Annotated in this window: 23 protein-coding genes; 13 read left to right on the top strand and 10 right to left on the bottom strand. The window is 55.3% G+C overall.

Features of this window, described 5'->3' with window-relative positions; genetic code table 11:
- Positions 1–119: 119 nt before the first annotated feature.
- Together hemF and amiA are read right to left on the bottom strand one after the other, a co-directional pair.
- On the bottom strand, positions 120–1,019 hold the full coding sequence (gene hemF / locus OGV79_RS19795) for an oxygen-dependent coproporphyrinogen oxidase (protein ID WP_101744322.1): 900 nt from the start codon (positions 1,017–1,019) through the stop codon (positions 120–122).
- 2 nt (positions 1,020–1,021) lie between these two features.
- A complete protein-coding gene (amiA, locus tag OGV79_RS19790) occupies positions 1,022–1,891 on the bottom strand; it encodes an N-acetylmuramoyl-L-alanine amidase AmiA (protein WP_071258031.1) in 870 nt (289 codons plus the stop codon).
- Positions 1,892–2,102: 211 nt separating this feature from the next.
- Here amiA and OGV79_RS19785 point away from each other — a divergent pair, with 211 nt between their 5' ends.
- From OGV79_RS19785 to OGV79_RS19770, 4 genes are all read left to right on the top strand, one after another.
- Positions 2,103–2,528, top strand: coding sequence for a GNAT family acetyltransferase (locus OGV79_RS19785; protein WP_012131345.1), 426 nt, complete (start codon positions 2,103–2,105; stop codon positions 2,526–2,528).
- Entirely contained in the window at positions 2,515–2,964 is a 450-nt protein-coding gene (locus tag OGV79_RS19780; protein WP_049009818.1) for a DUF2919 domain-containing protein, read from the top strand. Before OGV79_RS19785 ends, OGV79_RS19780 begins: the two co-directional genes overlap by 14 nt.
- 60 nt (positions 2,965–3,024) lie before the next feature.
- Positions 3,025–3,600, top strand: a complete 576-nt coding sequence (locus OGV79_RS19775; RefSeq protein WP_200030498.1) for an RpoE-regulated lipoprotein — start codon at positions 3,025–3,027, stop codon at positions 3,598–3,600.
- 94 nt (positions 3,601–3,694) lie between these two features.
- Positions 3,695–4,594: a Dyp-type peroxidase gene (locus OGV79_RS19770; RefSeq protein WP_286468821.1), complete on the top strand. Its 900-nt coding sequence runs from the start codon at positions 3,695–3,697 to the stop codon at positions 4,592–4,594.
- Between the two features lie 96 nt (positions 4,595–4,690).
- Here OGV79_RS19770 and pbp4b read toward each other — a convergent pair whose 3' ends face one another.
- Genes pbp4b through OGV79_RS19745 form a run of 5 tightly spaced genes read right to left on the bottom strand, consistent with a single transcriptional unit; the run spans position 4,691 to position 10,046 of the window.
- Positions 4,691–5,995 carry a penicillin binding protein PBP4B gene (gene pbp4b, locus OGV79_RS19765; RefSeq protein ID WP_047462148.1) on the bottom strand — a complete coding sequence of 435 codons (1,305 nt, stop codon included), beginning with the start codon at positions 5,993–5,995 and terminating at the stop codon, positions 4,691–4,693.
- A 4-nt stretch (positions 5,996–5,999) separates the two neighbouring features.
- Positions 6,000–7,430 carry a PTS N-acetylmuramic acid transporter subunit IIBC gene (murP, locus tag OGV79_RS19760; protein ID WP_060815889.1) on the bottom strand — a complete coding sequence of 477 codons (1,431 nt, stop codon included), beginning with the start codon at positions 7,428–7,430 and terminating at the stop codon, positions 6,000–6,002.
- A 5-nt stretch (positions 7,431–7,435) separates the two neighbouring features.
- A complete protein-coding gene (gene murQ / locus OGV79_RS19755) occupies positions 7,436–8,332 on the bottom strand; it encodes an N-acetylmuramic acid 6-phosphate etherase (protein WP_115608984.1) in 897 nt (298 codons plus the stop codon).
- A 13-nt stretch (positions 8,333–8,345) separates the two neighbouring features.
- Positions 8,346–8,936 carry a DUF2057 family protein gene (locus tag OGV79_RS19750; protein ID WP_012131352.1) on the bottom strand — a complete coding sequence of 197 codons (591 nt, stop codon included), beginning with the start codon at positions 8,934–8,936 and terminating at the stop codon, positions 8,346–8,348.
- 24 nt (positions 8,937–8,960) lie between these two features.
- Positions 8,961–10,046 (bottom strand): porin, encoded by a 1,086-nt coding sequence (locus tag OGV79_RS19745; protein WP_012131354.1) that lies wholly within the window; start codon positions 10,044–10,046, stop codon positions 8,961–8,963.
- Between the two features lie 201 nt (positions 10,047–10,247).
- Here OGV79_RS19745 and murR point away from each other — a divergent pair, with 201 nt between their 5' ends.
- The 7 genes from murR (at position 10,248) to cysM (ending at position 17,073) form a co-directional block, all read left to right on the top strand.
- Positions 10,248–11,111: an HTH-type transcriptional regulator MurR gene (murR, locus tag OGV79_RS19740; protein WP_012131355.1), complete on the top strand. Its 864-nt coding sequence runs from the start codon at positions 10,248–10,250 to the stop codon at positions 11,109–11,111.
- Positions 11,112–11,288: 177 nt separating this feature from the next.
- Positions 11,289–12,080, top strand: a complete 792-nt coding sequence (gene ucpA / locus OGV79_RS19735) for an SDR family oxidoreductase UcpA (protein ID WP_012131356.1) — start codon at positions 11,289–11,291, stop codon at positions 12,078–12,080.
- Positions 12,081–12,237: 157 nt separating this feature from the next.
- Complete coding sequence (gene cysP, locus OGV79_RS19730) at positions 12,238–13,254, top strand: thiosulfate/sulfate ABC transporter substrate-binding protein CysP (RefSeq protein WP_101744326.1); 1,017 nt, start codon at positions 12,238–12,240, stop codon at positions 13,252–13,254.
- Positions 13,254–14,087, top strand: coding sequence for a sulfate/thiosulfate ABC transporter permease CysT (gene cysT / locus OGV79_RS19725; protein ID WP_012131358.1), 834 nt, complete (start codon positions 13,254–13,256; stop codon positions 14,085–14,087). The genes cysP and cysT overlap by 1 nt, the downstream gene beginning before the upstream one ends.
- On the top strand, positions 14,087–14,962 hold the full coding sequence (gene cysW / locus OGV79_RS19720; protein WP_012131359.1) for a sulfate/thiosulfate ABC transporter permease CysW: 876 nt from the start codon (positions 14,087–14,089) through the stop codon (positions 14,960–14,962). The genes cysT and cysW overlap by 1 nt, the downstream gene beginning before the upstream one ends.
- Positions 14,952–16,049, top strand: coding sequence for a sulfate/thiosulfate ABC transporter ATP-binding protein CysA (cysA, locus tag OGV79_RS19715; RefSeq protein ID WP_012131360.1), 1,098 nt, complete (start codon positions 14,952–14,954; stop codon positions 16,047–16,049). Before cysW ends, cysA begins: the two co-directional genes overlap by 11 nt.
- Positions 16,050–16,161: 112 nt before the next feature.
- Entirely contained in the window at positions 16,162–17,073 is a 912-nt protein-coding gene (cysM, locus tag OGV79_RS19710; protein WP_047463959.1) for a cysteine synthase CysM, read from the top strand.
- A gap of 90 nt (positions 17,074–17,163) precedes the next feature.
- Here cysM and OGV79_RS19705 read toward each other — a convergent pair whose 3' ends face one another.
- Together OGV79_RS19705 and ptsJ are read right to left on the bottom strand one after the other, a co-directional pair.
- Positions 17,164–17,880 carry a type 1 glutamine amidotransferase gene (locus tag OGV79_RS19705; RefSeq protein WP_115614578.1) on the bottom strand — a complete coding sequence of 239 codons (717 nt, stop codon included), beginning with the start codon at positions 17,878–17,880 and terminating at the stop codon, positions 17,164–17,166.
- Positions 17,881–17,893: 13 nt separating this feature from the next.
- Positions 17,894–19,186 carry a MocR-like B6 salvage transcription factor PtsJ gene (gene ptsJ, locus OGV79_RS19700; protein ID WP_130028540.1) on the bottom strand — a complete coding sequence of 431 codons (1,293 nt, stop codon included), beginning with the start codon at positions 19,184–19,186 and terminating at the stop codon, positions 17,894–17,896.
- 82 nt (positions 19,187–19,268) lie between these two features.
- On the opposite strand from ptsJ, the gene pdxK reads away from it, so the two are divergent.
- A complete protein-coding gene (pdxK, locus tag OGV79_RS19695; protein WP_012131364.1) occupies positions 19,269–20,135 on the top strand; it encodes a pyridoxine/pyridoxal/pyridoxamine kinase in 867 nt (288 codons plus the stop codon).
- A complete protein-coding gene (locus OGV79_RS19690) occupies positions 20,132–20,371 on the top strand; it encodes a hypothetical protein (RefSeq protein WP_012131365.1) in 240 nt (79 codons plus the stop codon). Before pdxK ends, OGV79_RS19690 begins: the two co-directional genes overlap by 4 nt.
- Positions 20,372–20,782: 411 nt before the next feature.
- Here OGV79_RS19690 and crr read toward each other — a convergent pair whose 3' ends face one another.
- On the bottom strand, positions 20,783–21,292 hold the full coding sequence (crr, locus tag OGV79_RS19685) for a PTS glucose transporter subunit IIA (protein ID WP_000522253.1): 510 nt from the start codon (positions 21,290–21,292) through the stop codon (positions 20,783–20,785).
- Between the last annotated feature and the right edge of the window lie 15 nt (positions 21,293–21,307).

Here is a 21,307-nt window from a genome sequence, read left to right as displayed (position 1 = left end):
TGACATTATTGTGCCGGATGCGACGCTTTGCGTCTTATCCGGCCTACGGGGCGCTACCGTTGTAGTTGTAGGCCGGATAAGGCGTTAGCCGTCATCAGGCAAAAACGCGGCCAGGTAAATTACACCCAGTCGCGGACTTTGATAAATTCGCTCAGCGCCGCTTCCGGGCTGCCTTCTTCCGGCTGCCAGTCGTACTCCCAGCGCACCAGCGGCGGCATCGACATCAAAATGGACTCGGTGCGTCCGCCCGTTTGCAGGCCAAACAGCGTGCCGCGATCCCACACCAGATTAAACTCCACATAGCGGCCCCGGCGATAAAGCTGGAAATGACGCTCGCGCTCGCCCCAGGCCATTGCTTTACGCCGCTCGACAATTGGCAGAAAAGCATCGGTATAGCCTTTGCCTACCGCCTGCATAAAGCGAAAGCAGCTGTCGAAATCCGGCGTGTTCAGATCGTCGAAGAAAAGCCCGCCAATGCCGCGCTGCTCATCGCGATGCTTCAGGAAAAAGTAATCGTCGCACCATTTTTTATAGCGCGGATAGACGTCCTCGCCGTAGGGCTGGCACAGATCCCGCGCCGTGCGGTGCCAGTGAATGGCATCCTCTTCAAACGCGTAATAGGGCGTCAGGTCGAAACCGCCGCCAAACCACCAGACCGGCTCCGCGCCGGGCTTCTCCGCAATAAAAAAACGAACATTGGCATGGCTGGTTGGAATGTACGGATTCAACGGATGCACCACCAGCGACACGCCCATCGCTTCAAAACTGCGCCCTGCCAGCTCCGGGCGGTGTGCCGTCGCGGAGGCGGGCATTGCGTCGCCGTGAACATGGGAGAAATTTACCCCAGCCTGCTCAAAGACACCGCCGTTACGCAGTACCCGGCTGCGCCCGCCGCCACCCGCGTCGCGCTGCCAGCTATCTTCAACAAAATCAGCGCCATCAACGGCGGCTAACTGCTGGCAAATATCATCCTGAAGGCTGAGCAGGAACTGTTTTACGCGTTGTGCATCGGGTTTCATGATTACCGTTTCTTCGAGTGTGCTTTCTGGTTATCAAACCAGTGGAAATAACTGATCACGCCATTGGCTATCGCGGTGGCGATTTTCTGCCGGAATGCGGTGGTGCCTAACAGACGCTCCTCTTCCGGGTTGGTGATAAATGAGGTTTCTACCAGTACGGAGGGAATTGACGGTGATTTTAGCACCACAAACGCCGCCTGTTCCGTATTGCGACTGTGCAGACGATGCACTGGCTTGATCTTCTTAAGAATATGCGATCCCAGCGTCAGGCTGTTTTTGATGGTGTCGGTTTGCACCAGATCGAACAATACCTGCTGCAACAGATGATCTTTATCGGTCGCTTTTTTCCCCGCGACTTCATCGGCGCGGTTTTCACGGTCGGAGAGGTATTTCGCCATGGCGCTACTGGCGCCGCGATTAGAAAGCGCAAACACCGAGGCTCCTGCGGCGCTGGGGTTGGTAAAGCCATCTGCGTGGATGGACATAAACAGATCCGCGCCGTGCTTGTGGGCGATTTCCACGCGATCGTACAGGGGAATAAAGGTGTCGCCCGTGCGTGTCAGGCGCGCATCAATCCCCTGGTTGCGCAAAATCGCGCGCACGTTTTTGGCGATCTCCAGCACGACGTGTTTTTCCTTCGAGCCGTTGCGACCAATCGCGCCGGTGTCGATACCGCCGTGGCCGGGATCGAGAACAACAATGCGTCTGGCGCCTGCTTTTTTGGCCTTCGGTTTGCTGTGACCATTACTGGTCTTTAGCGCTTCTTCTTTAGCGATGGCGTGCGACATGCCCGACAGCGTCAGAGCCGCCAGCCCGGCTTTCAGCACCTGGCGGCGCGATGTGAGAGTTTTTAAGGGTTTAAAAGTGCTCATACAGCCTGAGTTGTGAAAATTGAGTTCCAGATGTTATATCGTATCGCGTAATCCGTTACGACTGTTCGTGATGAGAATTGTTTTACTTTTCATTTCAATACGTGACAATCCGTCATTATGCCATTTTTTTCGCCGTTTCGCGTCAGATATTGGCTAAATCAGTCGTTCGCGCCATAATCGGAGTTTTAACCTTGAAAAGGGTCTCAATACCATGGAGATACGCGTTTTTCGCCAGGAAGATTTCGAAGAGGTGATCACCCTCTGGGAGCGCTGCGATTTGCTGCGTCCGTGGAACGATCCTGAAATGGATATCGAACGTAAGCTGAACCATGACGTCAGCTTGTTCCTGGTCGCTGAGGTGAATGGCGAGGTGGTCGGTACGGTCATGGGCGGCTATGACGGCCATCGGGGTTCTGCCTATTATCTTGGCGTACACCCGGAGTTTCGCGGTCGTGGCATCGCCAACGCGCTGTTGAACCGGCTGGAGAAAAAGCTCATTGCTCGCGGCTGCCCGAAAATCCAAATCATGGTGCGGGAAGACAACGACATTGTACTGGGCATGTACGAGCGCCTGGGTTATGAACATTCGGACGCGTTAAGTCTGGGCAAGCGTCTGATTGAAGATGAAGAGTACTGAGTTTCATCCTGCTGACTACGACGGTCATGGGCGCTTGCGCCTGCCTTTTCTGTTCTGGTGCGTGCTGCTGCTTCAGGCGCGTACCTGGGTGCTGTTTGTGATTGCTGGCTCCTCCCGCGAGCAGGGCGATACGCTGCTGAATCTGTTTTATCCCGATCACGATACGTTCTGGCTGGGGTTGTTGCCCGGCGTCCCGGCGGTACTGGCGTTTTTACTGAGCGGGCGGCGCGACGCTTTCCCGGTGCTGTGGCGCGGGCTGCGCGGCTTGTTGATTCTGGCGCAGGGCGTTCTGCTCTGCTGGCAACCGGTGCTGTGGCTGTACGGTGAACCGGTAAACGGCATCGGGCTGGCGCTGGTGGTGGCCGATATTGTCGCGCTTATCTGGTTGCTCTCTAACCGTCGTTTACGCGCCTGCTTTGCACCGGTAAAAGAATAACGGCACTTTTTGGCGAAACCGGACTCCAAACAACGTTGATTAATAAAGAAAGGAAGTGAGATGAAATCGCTGCGTTTGATTTTATGCGCAATGCCGCTGGTGCTGAGCGGCTGTTCAACCCTCTCGTCGGTGAACTGGTCTGCTGCGAATCCGTGGAACTGGTTTGGCTCGTCGACAGAGGTCACTGAGCAGGGCGTTGGGGCATTAACTGCGTCCACGCCGCTGGATGAAAAAGCGATTACTGACGCGCTGGATGGCGGCTATCGCCTGCGTAGCGGAATGAAAACCCAGAACGGCAACGTGGTGCGTTTTTTTGAAGCGATGAAAGAGGACAAGGTTGCGCTGGTTATCAATGGCGACCAGGGAACCATCAGCCGTATTGATGTGCTGGACAGCGATATTCCATCGCATGCAGGCGTTGAAATCGGTACGCCGTTTAGCGACCTTTACAGTAAAGCCTTCGGTAACTGCCAGAAAGCGACGGGCGATGACAGCGCGTCGGTCGAGTGTAAAGCACAAGACAGTCAACATATTAGCTATCTGTTCTCCGGCGAGTGGAACGGCCCGGAAGGGTTAATGCCTCCTGACGACACGCTGAAGAACTGGAAAGTGAGCAAAATCATCTGGCGCCGTTAATTTGCGTCTGAACAAACCGCCTCGCTGAAAAAACGGGTACAATACGCCCATCAATGCCACGCAGCCGTGGCATTCTTATTTTTCAGGAGGAACAATGTCTCAGGTTCAAAGTGGCATTTTGCCAGAACACTGCCGCGCGGCGATTTGGATTGAAGCCAATGTAAAAGGGGATGTCGATGCCCTGCGTGCGGCCAGCAAAGCGTTTGCCGATAAACTGGCAACCTTCGAAGCGAAATTCCCTGACGCGCATCTGGGCGCGGTTGTCGCATTTGGCAACAACACCTGGCGCGCCCTGAGCGGCGGCGTTGGGGCTGAAGAGCTGAAAGATTTTATCCCTTACGGTAAAGGTCTGGCGCCAGCAACCCAGTACGATGTGCTGATCCACATTCTTTCACTGCGTCACGACGTGAACTTCTCTGTCGCGCAGGCGGCAATGGCGGCTTTTGGCGAGTGCATCGAGGTGCAGGAAGAAGTCCACGGTTTCCGTTGGGTGGAAGAACGCGATCTCAGCGGCTTCGTTGACGGGACGGAAAACCCGGCGGGAGAAGAGGTTCGCCGCGAAGTCGCGGTCATCAAAGACGGCGTGGGTGCGGGCGGCAGCTACGTGTTCGTTCAGCGTTGGGAACACAACCTGACGCAGCTCAACCGCATGAGCGTTCACGACCAGGAGATGATGATTGGTCGTACTAAAGAAGCCAACGAAGAGATCGATGGCGATGACCGTCCGGTCACGTCTCACCTGACCCGCGTGGATCTGAAAGAGGACGGCAAAGGGCTGAAAATTGTGCGCCAGAGCCTGCCATACGGTACGGCCAGCGGCACCCACGGCCTCTATTTCTGCGCTTACTGCGCGCGTCTGTACAATATTGAGCAGCAGTTGCTGAGCATGTTTGGCGATACCGACGGGAAGCGTGACGCCATGCTGCGCTTCACGAAGCCAGTGACGGGCGGCTATTACTTCGCACCGTCTCTGGACAGATTGATGGCGCTGTAATTTCTTTTGCCGGATGGCGGCGTCGTTTTACCCGGCCTACAGAGACTTTTTGTAGGCCGGGCAAGCGAAACGCCCCCGGTAGTCCCGCCTTATCGGTTACTCATGTTTTAGCGCCGCGTATATTTGATCCACCACCCAACCGTATGTGGCTATCGGCATCAGCCCGCTGTTAAACATATTCGGGTTCTTTTGCGGGTCGGCGACGGGTGAGTGCGGTTTGTTGCTCAGCATCACAATCGCCATCTGATTGGCCGGGTCGATAACGGTCAGCGTCCCTGTCCATCCGGTATGGCCGTATGCCTGCGCGCTGGCCAGCGTGCCGAATGTCGGCGTCATGGACGCATTGCCGTTAACGCGCCAGCCGAGACCAAACGTGGCATCCTCCGGCGAGGATTGCGTGAACATTTTCACGGTTTCCGGGCTGAACAGCGTCACGTTACCGTACCCTCCGCCATTCAGCATGGTCTGCATCAGTACCGCAATATCGCCGGTATTCGAAAACAGTCCTGCATGTCCTGAAACACCGCCCATCGAGTAGAATGCTTTTTCATCATGCACCTGGCCCCATAGGGTGGTCGTGCGGATATTGGGGAAATGAATCACGCCATCCCGGGTATTGCCGTTCAGTTCCGTCGCGGCGATCTGCTGTTGGCGGAAGCCTTTCTGTAGCGGGTTAAAGACCGTATGCGTTAAACCGAGCGGGCGATAGAGGTTCTCTTCAACATAACGATCGAGCGGCTGGCCCGTCACGGACTCCACGATAAACCCAAGCAGCATATAATCCACATCGCTGTAGATGTGTTTCGTGCCGGGGCGGTACGCCAGCGGCGTGCGTTTGATCATCTCCAGCGTGGTGGCTTTATCCTGCGAATACAACTCGCCCGCGACGGCCTGGTTCGGGTATTGCGGGTCAGCAGGGAAACCGCCGGAATGATGCAGCAAATCCGCAATGCGTAACGTGCTTTTCCCTTTAATCGCATCCCCCGGACGATCGCCAAAATCGGGAATATATTTCGAGATAAGATCGTCCGGCTGTAATTTGCCCTCTGACATCAGTTTTTGCAGGGCAAAGTTCGTGGCATACATTTTTGTATTTGATGCCAGGTCGTACAGGGTGTCAGTGGTTGCCTTGACGGGATGAGACATCAGGACGCTGCCGTCATATTTTTTAGCCTGACCCCAGGCCTTACGATAAACAATATGACTGTCTTTAATAATGAGCAGGTTAACGCTCGGATAACCGGCATCAACCTGTTGCGCTATCCAGTTATCCAGCGCGTTAAGCCGTTCAATATTAAATCCTGCTTTTTCCGGCGCGGCGTCAGTCAATACCGGAAATGGCGCGGCGCTGGCAGTGCAACTGAGCGCCAGCAGGGAAGCAAAAAGTAATGTCATTTTCATGGTATTAGTCCAGATTCACATTACGGCAGCCAAAGAGAGCGGTAAAAATAAATCCGCCAAGATACGCAATCAGCATTCCTCCGGCATATACCGCCATTGCGGGCAGAATACCTTGCGCGGACGTCATTAACGGCAGCGCCACCAGACCGGATGGACCAAAGGCGCTGTTTAAGCCCATCGGCAGACCCGACCAGGCCACTAAGCCGATGAATAGCCCCCCGGCAGCGCCGCCGAGGCAGGCGGTGATAAACGGTTTCATTCGTGGCAGCGTAACGCCGTAAATCAGCGGTTCGCCAACACCGAGTAAGCCGGGAATAATCGCCCCGCGAACCTGGCTGCGTAACACGCTGTGTTTTTCTGCTCGCCAGTAGAGCGCCAGTGCGGCGCCGACCTGACCTGCGCCCGCCATAGAAAGAATAGGGAACAGGCTGTTGAATCCCTGGCTACTCATTAATGCCAGATAGACGGGAATGAAGCCCTGATGGACGCCAAACACCACCGAAACAAGAAACAGACCCGCCAGAACGGCGCAGCCCAGCGGGTTGCTGTTGAGGTGGATAAAGAGCCATGACATCCCTTCGAACAGCCAGCCGCCCAGCGGCATGATGATCAGGTAGGCCAGTGCGGCGGTGACCAGCAGGGTTAACATGGAGGTCAACAGCATGTCCAGATCGTCGGGCATAAAGCGTCGGATAAAGCCCTCAATACGCGCGCTGGCCCAGGCGGCGATCAGTACGCCGATAATGTTGCCGCGCGGGTCGATCGGCAGGCCAAAGAAGTCCTCAATACCGGAGAAATAGCCCGTGGTAGCGGCAGGGTTGTATCCCAACAGGAACAGCGAGGCGATGATCGCCCCGTTAACGCCGGTGCCGCCGAAAGCCTGCGCGGCGTTATAGCCAATAAGAATGACCAGAAAGGTAAACAGCCCTTTACTGAACACTTTCATAAAGTTCAGGGCGTCGGGAAGCATACCTTGCGCATCGGCCGGAACGTGCAATACCGTACCCAGCAGCGTGGCAATCCCCAGCAGCAGACCCGCAGCAATAAAACCGGGAATGAGCGGCGTAAAAATAGTGGCGAACTTCGACAGGAATTGCTGAATGCCTGAGGTTTGTTTCGCTTTTAGCTGGCTTTTGGTTTTGGCGGCGATATCTGCCGCCTGCGTGACGGCGCCGCTGTTGTCGCTCAGTAGCGCATTCATGGCATCTGCCGCCCGCTGCGCTTTACCGGGGCCAAAAATGACCTGCACCTGGTTATTCGAGAGGACCACGCCTTTCACGCCTTCGAGCGTTTTAATCGCCGGATCGACCCGATCGCTGTCATGTACCGCCAGGCGTAAACGGGTCATGCAGTTCCCGCAGGTGGCAATATTACCCGGGCCACCGACCCGGGAGATAATCGTATTCAGGAGATCATTACTGATTTCTTTTGCCATTCGCTTTATTCCTCTTCCAGTACCTGGCGAATGAAGCCGCCATGTTGCTCAAGACGCAGACTGGCTTCTGTTGCGTTGAGGTTTTTCAGTAGCATGACGATAGCGGTTTTGCAGTGACGGCCACAGGCCATCAGCGCGGCTTCAGCCTGTTGCCCGGTGCAGCCTGTCGCATTTTTCACAATATTTACCTGACGCACGTTGAGTTTTTCGTTCGTGGCGACAACATCCACCATCAGGTTGCCAAACACCTTGCCGGATTTAATCATCAGGCCGGTGGACAGCATGTTGAGAATCAGCTTCTGCGCGGTGCCCGCCTTCATACGGGAAGAACCGCTCACCACTTCGGCGCCGACAACGGGCGTGATGGCAAGCTCCGCCGCCTTTGCTACGGCGCTCCCCGGATTGCAGGAGATCCCGACCGTCCGGCAGCCGAGCGTACGGGCATATTCCAGACCGGCAATTACATACGGCGTGCGACCGCTGGCCGCAATGCCCACAACCACATCTTTTTCATTGAGTGCGAGGGCTTTCAGGTCGTTGACCCCAAGCTCGCGGTTGTCTTCCGCGCCTTCAATCGCATGCTGTATCGCGCGCTCGCCACCGGCGATCAAACCGATAACCAGACCTGATTCCACGCCATAGGTCGGGGGGCATTCGCTGGCGTCAAGGATACCCAGGCGACCGGACGTTCCGGCGCCGGTATAAATCAGCCGCCCGCCAGCGCTGACCTGCGCATAAATGATGTCGATAGCCGCGGCGATCTCGGGCAGAACCTGCTCCACGGCGAGTGGAACCGTTTTATCTTCATCATTAATGATGCGGCACATATCGAGGGTGGAAGCCCGGTCAATCTCAAAAGAGGCGCGGTTAACACCTTCGGTAATCATATTTTCAAGTTGCATATTACTTACAGCCTTACAGGTTTAGCGCCCATTTCAGGAATGCTTTTTTCTGGGTGTCGTCAGCTTTCAGATACAGTTGCTGTAGCTGGGAGAGCTGGTCATGCGAAGTGGCGGGCGCCGCCGGGGAAGCGGAGCGCGCCGGAGAAGGTATCATCGTGCTGTCATCGTTGACGATGGCGCTCAGGTCGGTGAACACGGTGATGCTGTCACGGTCGAGAATTTTGATATCAAACGGTACGGGTTTCCCGGCCGCCGTCAGGGTGAATACCGGTTTTTGCGCCATCTGACTGGCTTCTTTTTCGTCCAGCGGTTTTCCCGCAGACAGTTGCAGATCCACATTGCCGGAAGCGTTAAACGAGATGATATACGGGTTAGACGTCACGCGGCCCCGGTTATTGTTCACCGATTCAGGATTTGCTGGACTGTCGAACTTCACTACCATTTTTTGAGCGCCGTCTGGCAGCGCCACGTCTTTACTAAAAATACTGACTTTTGCCGAACGGGCCGCCAGCACGCTGACGTTATCGCCAATAAAGAGATGCGGAGCGGCAAAAGCCTGGCTGCAAAACAACAGTGCTGCGGCGGACACAAAATATTTCTTCATTTTTACTCTCCCGGAAAAGGGGAATCAGAATTCGTAACGTAAGCCAAGGTGGAAATAGTCATCAGCCGGGTTGCTGCCGCCGAAGGAGACATCATTGCCGTTCGTCCGTTTTTTCCCTTCTTCACCATTACGCCAGGAGTAAGACGCAAATATGGAACTGCGAACGGTGAGTTTGTACTGCGCTTCAAAGGTGGTATCGCGCAGTTTCAGCCCGTCGCCGTCCTCATTTTTCAGATGGCGATAGCCGGTACGTAACGCCCAGTCCGGGCTGACGTTCCAGACCAGCGTTGCTTCGTAATCTTTATCGGTGCTGTCCGCAGAACCGTCGAGGTAGGTCACTTTATCCTGGGCATAGAGCAGGCCGAACATGAAATCGCCCAGGTAGTAGCGGGTGCCGATGCCATAAAAGGTGTACTTATCGACATTATTATCCGACAGCGTGGATGTATCGTCATGGCTCGCTTTCTCTGTCTGACCGGCAATCACCGGCTGGAGGCGGCCAAAATCGCCCATATCGAGCGTATAGCGAAGGGCGGCATTATAACCGTAATCCAGATCGGAGGTGTTGTTGCCCAGAATATAGGCGGTAGAGAAATCAAAATTGCCGAATGTGTTCTGGTACTGAATGGTGCCGTCCTGACGGAAAACCTGTACTGCCGTCGGGTCAACAAAGTTTGCCTGGCGAGCCATTGCGACATCGGAGCTGGCGAACACATCGCCGATATCCGTGAACATGATCAGGCCGGATGACACGCGCCCGCCGGTCAGCTTGCCGTATTCGGCAAAATCAATCCCTGCCCAGACGTAACGCGCGGTGAAGTCATTCGGGTTTTCCGCGCTGATGTTGTTCGCGTACTCTGCGGCATTTACCTGATACTGCGTAAAACCAATAACGGCCAGCTTGTCATTAATCGCCTGGCGGGCGGAGAAACCGATACGCGCGTCAAAATCGCCCGAGGTGTCGCCTGATTTCTTGTCAGAGATATTGAATCCGAGACGTCCGTAGAGATCGATATTCGATCCGTCATTGGCCTGGTAGATCACGGCGGCATGGCTGGCGCTGGTTGCGAGGAGAGTAAAGATTGCCAGGGACTTCAGAGTACGTTTCATTATGATTATCCTTTTCTGTGTGTAGTTTTTTGTTGCTATGAAAGACGCAAGGAATCATATATTCCATAAAAATATTTACAATAGAATCATTGAATCGCAATACAAATATTGTGAGGGCTATCAAATTCTCACCCGCGTTGTGTTATCCTGCGAACAGTGCGTTGGAATTAATGATTCCATGATGACGGGAGCGGAAGAGCGATGTTGTATCTGGCGAAAATGCGTAATGCAGAGGGAGAGTTAACGGAAAATGAACAGAAAATTGCCAGCTTTCTTTTGGCCCATGTCAGCGAGCTAAAAACCGTTTCTTCCCGCAATCTGGCGAAGCAGCTGGAAGTCAGCCAGTCCAGTATTGTGAAATTTGCCCAGAAACTTGGCGCGAAGGGATTCACCGAGCTCAGAATGGCGCTCATTGAGGAGTACAGCGTCAACCGGGAAAAGAAACATGACACGGCGCTGCATCTGCACAGTACGATTACCAGTGAAGACAGCCTGGAGGTGATTGCCCGTAAGCTGAACAGAGAAAAAATGTTCGCGCTGGAGGAAACCTGTAGTCTGATGGATTTCGATCGCCTGAAGCAGGTGATTAACCTGATCAGCAAGGCTCGGCTTATTCAGATTACGGGCGTCGGCGGTTCGGCGCTGGTAGGACGGGATTTATCCTTCAAGCTGATGAAAATTGGTTATCGCGTGGCCTGCGAGGTCGATACCCATGTGCAGGCAACCATTGCTCAGGCCTTGCAAGAAGGGGACGTGCAAATAGCCATTTCCTACAGCGGGTCGAAAAAGGAGATCGTGCTTTGCGCCGAAGCGGCGCGTAAGCAGGGGGCGACGGTGATTGCGATCACCTCTTTGACGGATTCTCCGCTGCGGCGGCTGGCCGATTACACGCTGGATACCGTATCCGGTGAGACCGAATGGCGCAGTTCGTCCATGTCCACCCGAACCGCGCAGAACTCGGTGACCGATCTGCTGTTTGTTGGCATGGTGCAGCTCAATGATGTTGAGTCGCTTCGTATGATTGAGCGCAGCAGCGAGCTGATTAATCTTTTAGGCAGGAGCTAGGGACTTTTACGTAAGATTTACCCTAATTAGTGAGCTGTTCCGCAGCACTTATTTGTTTTTTCTGTATTTTCAATGTTAATGGAGTGTAAGACTTCATCGTAGTTTCGCTGGAGACGAGAGTAGCGCATAAGACGCACCGCTTATGCGCTGCAACAGACTGAAAAGGAGAACATTGAAATGGGTAAACTCACGGGCAAAACGGCATTGATTACCGGCGCGTCACAGGGCATTGGCGAGGGGATCGCCAGAGTGTTTGCTCGCCACGGCGCGAATTTAATTTTGCTGGATATCTCCGATGAGGCGGAAAAACTGGCGGATGAGCTGGGCGGACGCGGTCATCGTTGTACCGCCATCAAAGCGGATGTCAGGGATTTTGCATCGGTCGCGGCGGCAGTGGCGCGCGCGAAAAAGATAGAAGGTAAAATTGATATTCTGGTCAACAATGCGGGTGTTTGCCGGTTGGGCAACTTCCTCGACATGAGCGAAGAAGATCGCGATTTCCATATCGATATTAATATCAAAGGCGTCTGGAACGTCACAAAAGCCGTTCTGCCGGAAATGGTTGAACGCAAAGATGGGCGTATCGTCATGATGTCCTCCGTGACCGGGGATATGGTGGCCGATCCAGGCGAAACGGCTTATGCCCTGTCTAAAGCGGCGATTATCGGACTCACCAAGTCCCTGGCCGTGGAGTATGCGCAGTCCGGCGTTCGTGTGAACGCAATCTGTCCGGGTTATGTCCGCACGCCGATGGCGGAAAATATTGCCCGTCAGTCTAATCCTGACGATCCTGAATCGGTACTCACCGAAATGGCGAAAGCGATCCCGATGCGCCGTCTGGCCTGTCCGCTCGAAGTGGGTGAACTGGCGGCCTTCCTGGCATCGGATGAGTCCAGCTATTTGACCGGGACGCAAAACGTGATTGATGGCGGCAGCACGCTGCCTGAAAGCGTGAGCGTGGGCGTCTGATTAACGCCGCTTTCCTCCTCACCGCATGTGGGGAGGGATTCTCTTATTCCCTTTTCGACTTTCAAATCATCAAACGGTATATAAAACCGTTACTCCTTTCGTACCCGTTATAAATATTATGACCATAAGAAAGTCATCAAATTTATAAGGGTGCGCAATGGCTGTTAACTTACTGAAAAAAAGATACCTGGCGCTGAGCGCGATGCTGTTGTTGGCCACGCAGGCGCAGGCAACAGAGCTGCTGAACAGCTCATACGACGTTTCTCGCGAACTGTTTGCCGCCCTTAATCCGCCGTTTGAACAGCAGTGGGCGAAAGATAACGGCGGCGATAAGCTGACCATCAAGCAGTCTCACGCCGGTTCGTCAAAACAAGCGCTGGCGATCCTGCAAGGGCTGAAAGCTGACGTAGTGACCTATAACCAGGTCACGGATGTGCAGATCCTGCATGACAAAGGCAAGCTGATCCCTGCCGACTGGCAAAGCCGTTTGCCGAATAACAGTTCACCGTTCTATTCCACGATGGGATTCCTGGTGCGCAAAGGGAATCCGAAAAATATCCATGACTGGAATGACCTTGTGCGTTCCGATGTAAAACTGATTTTCCCGAACCCGAAAACCTCAGGCAACGCCCGTTACACCTATCTGGCTGCATGGGGCGCGGCAGATAAAGCTGACGGTGGCGACAAAGCCAAAACCGAGCAGTTTATGACCCAGTTCCTGAAGAACGTCGAAGTGTTTGACACCGGCGGTCGCGGCGCGACCACCACCTTTGCGGAACGCGGCTTGGGCGATGTGCTGATTAGCTTTGAATCGGAAGTGAATAACATCCGTAAACAGTATGAAGCGCAGGGATTTGAAGTCGTTATCCCGAAAACCAATATTCTGGCCGAATTCCCGGTGGCATGGGTGGATAAAAACGTACAGGCCAACGGTACTGAAAAAGCGGCGAAGGCTTACCTGAACTGGCTCTACAGCCCGCAGGCGCAGACCATCATCACCGACTTCTACTACCGCGTGAATAACCCGGAAGTGATGGACAAACTGAAAGATAAATTCCCACAGACCGAACTGTTCCGCGTGGAAGATAAGTTTGGCTCCTGGCCGGAAGTGATGAAAACCCACTTCGGCAGCGGCGGCGAGCTGGACAAACTGTTGGCGGCGGGGCGTAAGTAATGTTCGCAGTATCGACAAGACGTGTGCTGCCCGGCTTTACCTTAAGCCTCGGAACCAGCCTGTTGTTCGTCTGCCTGATATTGCTGCTTCCGTTGAGCGCGCTGGTGATGCAGCTGGCGCAAATGAGCTGGGCGCAATACTGGGAGGTTATCACCAACCCGCAGGTGGTGGCGGCCTACAAAGTCACGCTGTTGTCGGCGTTTGTGGCATCAATCTTCAACGGCGTATTTGGCCTGTTGATGGCGTGGATCTTAACCCGCTATCGCTTTCCGGGACGTACGCTGCTGGATGCGCTGATGGATCTGCCGTTTGCCCTGCCGACGGCGGTGGCGGGTCTGACGCTGGCGTCATTGTTTTCCGTGAACGGTTTTTACGGCGAATGGCTGGCGAAGTTTGATATCAAAGTGACTTACACCTGGCTTGGCATCGCGGTAGCGATGGCTTTTACCAGCATCCCGTTTGTGGTGCGCACGGTGCAGCCGGTACTGGAAGAGTTAGGCCCGGAATATGAAGAAGCGGCGGAAACGCTCGGCGCAACGCGCCTGCAAAGTTTCCGCAAAGTGGTGTTGCCGGAGCTGTCTCCTGCGCTGGTGGCGGGTATTGCGCTCTCGTTTACCCGAAGCCTCGGCGAGTTTGGCGCGGTGATTTTTATTGCCGGGAACATCGCGTGGAAAACCGAAGTGACCTCGCTGATGATTTTTGTTCGTTTGCAGGAGTTTGACTATCCGGCGGCCAGCGCGATTGCGTCGGTGATCCTCGCGGCGTCGCTGTTGCTGCTGTTCTCGATTAACACCCTGCAAAGTCGCTTTGGTCGACGTGTGGTAGGTCACTAATGGCGGAAGTTACCCAATTGAAGCGTTATGACGCCCCCCGCATTAACTGGGGAAAATGGTTTCTGATTGGCACCGGGATGCTGGTTTCGGCGTTTATTTTGCTGGTGCCGATGATTTATATCTTCGTACAGGCCTTCAGCAAAGGGCTGATGCCGGTCTTACAGAACCTGGCCGACCCGGACATGCTGCACGCGATCTGGCTGACGGTGTTGATTGCGCTGATTGCCGTACCGGTAAACCTGGTGTTTGGCGTTCTGCTGGCGTGGCTGGTGACGCGCTTTAATTTTCCCGGTCGCCAGCTGCTGCTGACGCTGCTGGATATTCCGTTTGCCGTCTCGCCGGTGGTGGCCGGTCTGGTCTACCTGCTGTTTTACGGCTCGAACGGCCCGCTGGGCGACTGGCTGGATGAGCACAACCTGCAAATTATGTTCGCCTGGCCGGGGATGGTGCTGGTCACTATTTTCGTCACCTGTCCGTTTGTGGTGCGTGAACTGGTGCCGGTTATGCTGAGTCAGGGCAGCCAGGAAGATGAAGCGGCGATTCTGCTTGGCGCTTCCGGCTGGCAAATGTTCCGTCGCGTTACGTTGCCTAATATTCGCTGGGCGCTGCTGTACGGCGTGGTGCTGACCAACGCGCGCGCCATTGGCGAGTTCGGCGCGGTGTCGGTGGTTTCCGGCTCGATTCGCGGCGAAACCCTGTCGCTGCCGTTACAGATTGAATTACTGGAGCAGGACTACAACACCGTCGGCTCCTTTACCGCTGCCGCGCTGCTGACGCTGATGGCGATTATTACCCTGTTTTTGAAGAGTATGTTGCAATGGCGCCTGGAAAATCAGGAGAAACGTGCGCAACAGGAGGAAAATCATGAGCATTGAGATTGCCAATATTAAGAAGTCTTTTGGTCGCACCCAGGTGCTGAACGATATCTCGCTGGATATTCCTTCAGGTCAGATGGTTGCCTTGCTGGGGCCGTCCGGTTCCGGTAAAACCACGCTGCTGCGTATTATTGCCGGGCTGGAGCATCAGACCAGCGGGCACATTCGTTTTCACGGTACAGACGTAAGCCGTCTGCACGCGCGCGATCGTAAAGTCGGCTTTGTTTTTCAGCACTATGCGCTGTTTCGTCATATGACGGTGTTCGACAATATCGCCTTTGGCCTGACGGTGCTGCCGCGTCGCGAACGTCCGAATGCGGCGGCCATTAAAGCGAAAGTGACGAAACTGCTGGAAATGGTGCAACTGGCCCATCTGGCGGAGCGTTTTCCGGCACAGCTTTCCGGCGGGCAGAAACAGCGCGTGGCGCTGGCGCGCGCGTTAGCGGTTGAGCCGCAGATCCTGCTGCTGGATGAACCGTTTGGCGCGCTTGATGCGCAGGTGCGTAAAGAGCTGCGCCGCTGGCTGCGTCAGTTGCATGAAGAGTTGAAATTCACCAGCGTGTTTGTCACCCACGATCAGGAAGAGGCTACGGAAGTGGCGGATCGCGTGGTGGTGATGAGCCAGGGCAACATTGAACAGGCCGATGCGCCGGATCAGGTGTGGCGTGAACCCGCCACCCGCTTTGTGCTGGAGTTTATGGGCGAAGTGAACCGTTTGCAGGGAACGATTCGCGGCGGTCAGTTCCACGTTGGCGCGCATCGCTGGCCGCTGGGGTATACGCCAGCGTACCAGGGAGCGGTCGATCTGTTCCTGCGTCCGTGGGAGGTGGATGTCAGCCGTCGCACCAGTCTGGATTCCCCGCTGCCGGTACAGGTGCTGGAGGCCAGTCCGAAAGGTCACTACACCCAATTAGTCGTGCAGCCTCTGGGGTGGTATAACGAACCGCTGACGGTGGTGATGCAGGGGGATAATCCCCCACAGCGCGGCGAGCGGCTGTTTGTCGGGCTGCAAAATGCGCGGTTGTACAATGGCAACCAGCGCATTGAGACGCGCGAAGAGGAGCTTGCTCTGGCAGAATCGGCCTGATAGGTTAATATCACGTAGTTTTGCCGGGTGGCGCTGCGCTGACCCGGCCTACAATATGATCTGCGTAGGCCCGGTAAGCGAAGCGCCACCGGGCTTTTTACTGGACAGAGAAGTGAACACATTAGAACAAACAATTGGCAATACGCCTCTGGTGAAATTGCAGCGGATGGCGCCGGATAACGGCAGTGAAATTTGGGTCAAGCTGGAAGGCAATAACCCTGCCGGGTCAGTGAAAGACCGGGCGGCGCTGTCGATGATCGTCCAGGCGGAAAAACGCGGGGAAATTAAGCCCGGCGATGTGCTGATTGAAGCGACCAGCGGCAATACCGGTATTGCGCTGGCGATGATTGCCGCACTGAAAGGCTATCGCATGAAACTGCTGATGCCGGACAACATGAGCCAGGAGCGCCGCGCGGCGATGCGCGCCTATGGCGCGGATCTGATTCTGGTGTCTAAAGAGCAAGGAATGGAAGGCGCGCGCGATTTGGCGCTGGAAATGGCCGAACGCGGCGAAGGTAAGCTGCTCGATCAGTTTAACAATCCCGACAACCCTTACGCGCACTACACCACGACCGGGCCGGAAATCTGGCAGCAAACCTCAGGTCGCATCACCCACTTTGTCTCCAGTATGGGAACAACCGGTACGATTACCGGTGTGTCGCGCTTCCTGCGCGAACAGGAAAAATCGGTAACGATTGTTGGCCTGCAACCGGAAGAGGGCAGCAGCATTCCGGGGATTCGTCGCTGGCCCGCAGAATATATGCCGGGTATTTTTAATGCTCAGCTTGTGGATCAGGTGCTGGATATTCACCAGAGCGAGGCGGAAAACACCATGCGCGAACTGGCAGTACGCGAAGGTATTTTCTGCGGCGTGAGTTCCGGCGGCGCGGTTGCCGGTGCGTTACGCGTTGCCCGCGCGACGCCGGGCGCCGTGGTGGTGGCGATCATCTGCGATCGCGGCGATCGCTATCTTTCTACCGGCGTCTTTGGCGAAGAACACTTCAGCCAGGGGGCAGGGATTTAGCCTGTCGGCCTGATAAGCGTAGCGCCATCCGGCAACCGCAAGGCATGATCGCCGGATGACGACGCAAAGCGTCTCATCCGGCCTGCAACGTCAAGCGTTACGTTTCTCCACCAGCAGGTCGAGGAAGTGCCACAGTTTCTCGTTCATCTCCTGATAATTCCACTCGCGCATTTCGGCGTTCGAGCGAATAAAGCGCTTCCCTTTTGCCGCAGCCAGTTCCTGTTCTGAATGCTGGATCAGCCCTTCTACCGCCTCGGCGGTAAACTCCATATGGCACTGAAAACCGTAGACGGCGTTACCGTATTGCACGATCTGGCGCGGACATCCTTCGCTTGTCGCGAGAACGACCGACTGATCGGTTAACCCTGGCATATCGTTGTGCCAGTGCCCGACCACAAGCGGAGAGCCGAAATGAGCAAGCAGCGGATTCTGTTTCCCGGCTTCCGTCAGCGTAATCGGGTAGTGGCCGATCTCCTTTTCCGGGCTCTGGCGTACTTTTGCGCCCAGCGCCTCACCAATCAACTGGGAGCCAAGACAGATGCCGATCACAATACGACGCGCAGAGATCGCCTGATTAATAAGCCGCTGTTCCGCTAAAGAGTCAAAATACGGGCACTCTTCGAGCGTAGTACGCGGTGACTGCGGGCCGCCAAACACCACCAGCATATCGAAACCATCCGCATTGGCGGGGACAGGTTCACCGGCATACACGCGGGACCAGGAGAGGGGATAACCGCGATCCTCAGCCCATTGCAGATAGGCTCCGGCAGATTCGAAAGACTCATGAACGACAAAATGAACTCGCACTTTTTCTCTCCTGTTAACGTTTCAACGCCTGATGGATATCAGCCGCCAGTTTGTTGATATCGCCGTCGCCCAGTGTCGATAGCGTAATACGCAGACCGTGGGCGGGCGCATTGACGCCAAATGCTTCGCCTTCCCGTACCAGCCAGCCCGCTTTCGCCAGCATAAACGCGATGCTCTGGCTGTGGCTTTTCAACGGCAACCACGCATTCAGCCCATCGCCGGGGGCGTGTGTAAGCCCGGTTCGCTGGAGCGCGCAGGCCAGCTTCTGCTGCTGCGAAGCATAAAATTGCCGGGTCTGCGCCAGCGTTCGCTGATAGTTTTTGTCACTCAGACAGGCATGCACTAAATCTTGCAACAGATGGCTGACCCACTGACTGCCGGAATTAAGGCGCAGGCGCAGTCTGGCTGAGGTGGCGGGATCGCTGGCGACAATGGCGAGGCGCAGATCCGGCCCCAGCGTCTTTGACATCGAGCGAACCACTGACCAGTGTAGCGTCTCCGGGGCGATCACCGGGTGCCAGGGAGATGAAGAGAGCAGGGCAAAGTGGTCGTCGATAATAACCAGCGCTTGCGGGTATTTCGCCACAATGTTCTGTAGCGCGGCGGCGCGGGAGGCGCTCAAACTGCACCCCGTAGGATTGTGGGCGCGCGGGGTTAAAATGACGGCGCGGGCGCCATTTTTCAGCGCCTGTTCCAGCATCTCAGGCTGCATACCTTCGCTATCGACGCCAACGGGGATGGCGGAAAACCCGGCGTAGCGCAGCATACTGATGCTGCTTAAAAAGCAGGGGTCTTCCACTGCCACGCTGTCACCCGGCAGTAAATGGGCGCACAGCAGACGCTCGATGGCGTCAATCGCCCCACTGGTGATATCAATCTCGCCTTCGCCAGGTATGGCATCCTGCATCCACTGCTTCGCCCACGCGTGAAGGGCGGGAGAAACGGCCGCATCGCCGTAAAGACGCGGTGACTTATTTATTGTTGAAAAATAACTGCTGAGATCGGGCAGCCGTTGGGGATCGGGATTGCCGCCGGAAAGATCGGTCAGCGGCGTATTGGGGCTGCTTCCTTCCAGCGCGAGCGGAGAAGGCGCACCTTTAATGACCGTACCGTTACGTCCCTGGCTCAGGGCCAGGCCGGATGTCACCAGCCGTTTGTAAGCCGCCGCGACAGTATTGCGGTTCACGTTTAATTCCGATGCCAGTTCCCGCACCGGCGGCAGCGTTTCCCCTGGCGCCAGTGCGCCGGTGGTGACATGCTGACGAATACTGTCAAAGATTTCGCTGGCGGTTTTTCCGTCGATCATTATTGACCTATGACAAAATGAATTTTAGCATATGACGATAATAGTGAGGCGTTAGCCCGCTGTCCAGTGAGAGGAGAGGTAAATGGGGCAGGATAGTGAAATACAGTCAGTGCTCTTCGACGATAAGCATCGGGCTTTACAGACCGACATTGTCGCCGTTCAGTCACAGGTGGTGTACGGCAGCGTAGGCAACAGTATTGCCGTACCGGCGATTAAAGCGCAGGGCTTGCGGGTGACGGCGGTGCCCACGGTGCTGTTCAGCAATACGCCGCATTATGAAACGTTTTACGGCGGCATTATTCCTGCCGACTGGTTCAGCGGTTATCTCCAGGCCTTAAATGAGCGGGATGCGCTGCGTGAGCTTAAAGCGGTCACGACAGGCTATATGGGCAGTGCGGAACAAATCGTTCTGCTGGCGAAATGGCTGGAAACGGTGCGGATCGCGCATCCTGAGGTGTGTATTCTGGTCGATCCGGTGATTGGCGACACGGACAGCGGAATGTATGTGAAAGCGGAAATCCCGCAGGCGTATCGTCATTATCTGCTGCCGCTGGCGCAGGGGCTGACGCCGAATGTGTTCGAGCTGGAGATGCTCAGCGGCAAACCGTGCGGCACGCTGGATGAAGCGGTTGCGGCGGCGAAATCGCTGCTCTCCGACACGCTGAAGTGGATTGTGATCACCAGTGCGCCAGGCCAGACGGCGGATACCATCAATGTGGCGGTGGTGACGAACGGCGGCGTGGATGTGATTGAACACCCGCGTGTGGAAACCGATTTAAAAGGGACGGGCGATTTGTTCTGCGCCGAACTGGTGAGCGGTATTGTGCAGGGGAAAGCGCTGACGGCGGCGACGCGACATGCCGCAGAGCGTGTGCTGGAGGTGATGACCTGGACGCAGCGCTGCGGGTGTGATGAGTTGATTCTGCCACCGGCAGGGGAGGCGCGATGAAGAGCTATCGGCTGGTGGTTCGCCAGCAGGGGCGTGTGGTTGGTCACTTTGAAACGAGCGGGCTTGATGCGCTGGAGGATATCTGCGTGGCGCGCGCGATGTTCGGCATTGCGGGCGGCTATCAGTGTGAATTGCTGGTGTCGGACTCGGAGAAGCGGATGCTGGAAAGCGGGCCGGAAGGGATGAAGATCCTGATGCGCGAGAAGTGCTATCGTCCGGTCACCTCGCTGTTGTGAGTGCGTAACTATGCCGGATGGCGGCGAAAAACGCCTTATCCGGCCTACGATCTTTTATTGTAGGCCTGATAAGCGCAGCGCCATCAGGCAAACATCGCCTTATCCGGCATACGATATTTTGTTGTAGGCCTGATAAGCGCAGCGCCATCAGGCAAACATCGCCTTATTCGGCATACGATATTTTGTTGTAGGCCTGATAAGCGAAGCGCCATCAGGCAAACATCGCCTTATCCGGCCTACGACATTTTATTGTAGGCCTGATAAGCGCAGCGCCATCAGGCAAACATCGCCTTATCCGGCATGCGATATTTTATTGTAGGCCTGATAAGCGAAGCGCCATCAGGCGCGGTTTTACCGTAACCAGGATAAAAAAATGGCGCCAGTCGGCGCCATTTTTCCCTGCGGCAAGAATTACTTCTTGATGCGGATAACCGGGGTTTCACCCACAGTCACGCTACCGGACAGTTTGATCAGTTCTTTGATTTCGTCCATGTTGGAGATAACAACCGGAGTCAGGGTAGACTTGGCTTTTTCTTCCAGCAGCGGCAGATCGAACTCAATTACCGGATCGCCAACTTTAACGCGTTGACCTTCTTCAGCAATACGCTTGAAGCCTTCGCCTTTCAGTTCAACGGTGTCGATACCGAAGTGAACGAACAGCTCAATGCCGCTATCCGATTCGATAGAGAACGCATGGTTGGTTTCAAAGATTTTGCCGATGGTGCCGTCTACTGGCGCGACCATTTTGTTACCGGTTGGTTTGATAGCAATGCCATCGCCAACGATTTTCTCGGCAAAAACTACATCCGGCACGTCTTCGATGTTGACGATCTCGCCAGAGAGCGGAGCAACAATCTCAATAGTTCCGGTGTCTTTCTTATCATCAGAAACCAGAGATTTTAGTTTATCGAACAAACCCATGATCTTCTCCTAAGC

This window comes from Citrobacter sp. CK185, from assembly GCF_030333565.1.
GTDB classification, from domain to species: Bacteria; Pseudomonadota; Gammaproteobacteria; order Enterobacterales; family Enterobacteriaceae; genus Citrobacter_B; species Citrobacter_B koseri.
This window is presented reverse-complemented; position numbering and strand designations above follow the sequence as displayed.

Excerpts from the sequence above, each read along its gene's own strand:
- murP (WP_060815889.1), bottom strand. The coding sequence starts at position 7,430 with ATGGCAAAAGAAATCAGTAATGATCTCCTGAATACGATTATCTCCCGG.
- murR (WP_012131355.1), top strand. The coding sequence starts at position 10,248 with ATGTTGTATCTGGCGAAAATGCGTAATGCAGAGGGAGAGTTAACGGAA.
- pdxK (WP_012131364.1), top strand. The coding sequence starts at position 19,269 with ATGGGGCAGGATAGTGAAATACAGTCAGTGCTCTTCGACGATAAGCAT.
- amiA (WP_071258031.1), bottom strand. The coding sequence starts at position 1,891 with ATGAGCACTTTTAAACCCTTAAAAACTCTCACATCGCGCCGCCAGGTG.
- crr (WP_000522253.1), bottom strand. The coding sequence starts at position 21,292 with ATGGGTTTGTTCGATAAACTAAAATCTCTGGTTTCTGATGATAAGAAA.
- cysA (WP_012131360.1), top strand. The coding sequence starts at position 14,952 with ATGAGCATTGAGATTGCCAATATTAAGAAGTCTTTTGGTCGCACCCAG.
- pbp4b (WP_047462148.1), bottom strand. The coding sequence starts at position 5,995 with ATGAAAATGACATTACTTTTTGCTTCCCTGCTGGCGCTCAGTTGCACT.
- OGV79_RS19750 (WP_012131352.1), bottom strand. The coding sequence starts at position 8,936 with ATGAAGAAATATTTTGTGTCCGCCGCAGCACTGTTGTTTTGCAGCCAG.
- OGV79_RS19785 (WP_012131345.1), top strand. The coding sequence starts at position 2,103 with ATGGAGATACGCGTTTTTCGCCAGGAAGATTTCGAAGAGGTGATCACC.
- cysW (WP_012131359.1), top strand. The coding sequence starts at position 14,087 with ATGGCGGAAGTTACCCAATTGAAGCGTTATGACGCCCCCCGCATTAAC.
- ptsJ (WP_130028540.1), bottom strand. The coding sequence starts at position 19,186 with ATGATCGACGGAAAAACCGCCAGCGAAATCTTTGACAGTATTCGTCAG.
- OGV79_RS19770 (WP_286468821.1), top strand. The coding sequence starts at position 3,695 with ATGTCTCAGGTTCAAAGTGGCATTTTGCCAGAACACTGCCGCGCGGCG.
- ucpA (WP_012131356.1), top strand. The coding sequence starts at position 11,289 with ATGGGTAAACTCACGGGCAAAACGGCATTGATTACCGGCGCGTCACAG.
- hemF (WP_101744322.1), bottom strand. The coding sequence starts at position 1,019 with ATGAAACCCGATGCACAACGCGTAAAACAGTTCCTGCTCAGCCTTCAG.
- murQ (WP_115608984.1), bottom strand. The coding sequence starts at position 8,332 with ATGCAACTTGAAAATATGATTACCGAAGGTGTTAACCGCGCCTCTTTT.
- cysP (WP_101744326.1), top strand. The coding sequence starts at position 12,238 with ATGGCTGTTAACTTACTGAAAAAAAGATACCTGGCGCTGAGCGCGATG.
- OGV79_RS19690 (WP_012131365.1), top strand. The coding sequence starts at position 20,132 with ATGAAGAGCTATCGGCTGGTGGTTCGCCAGCAGGGGCGTGTGGTTGGT.
- OGV79_RS19780 (WP_049009818.1), top strand. The coding sequence starts at position 2,515 with ATGAAGAGTACTGAGTTTCATCCTGCTGACTACGACGGTCATGGGCGC.
- OGV79_RS19745 (WP_012131354.1), bottom strand. The coding sequence starts at position 10,046 with ATGAAACGTACTCTGAAGTCCCTGGCAATCTTTACTCTCCTCGCAACC.
- cysT (WP_012131358.1), top strand. The coding sequence starts at position 13,254 with ATGTTCGCAGTATCGACAAGACGTGTGCTGCCCGGCTTTACCTTAAGC.
- OGV79_RS19775 (WP_200030498.1), top strand. The coding sequence starts at position 3,025 with ATGAAATCGCTGCGTTTGATTTTATGCGCAATGCCGCTGGTGCTGAGC.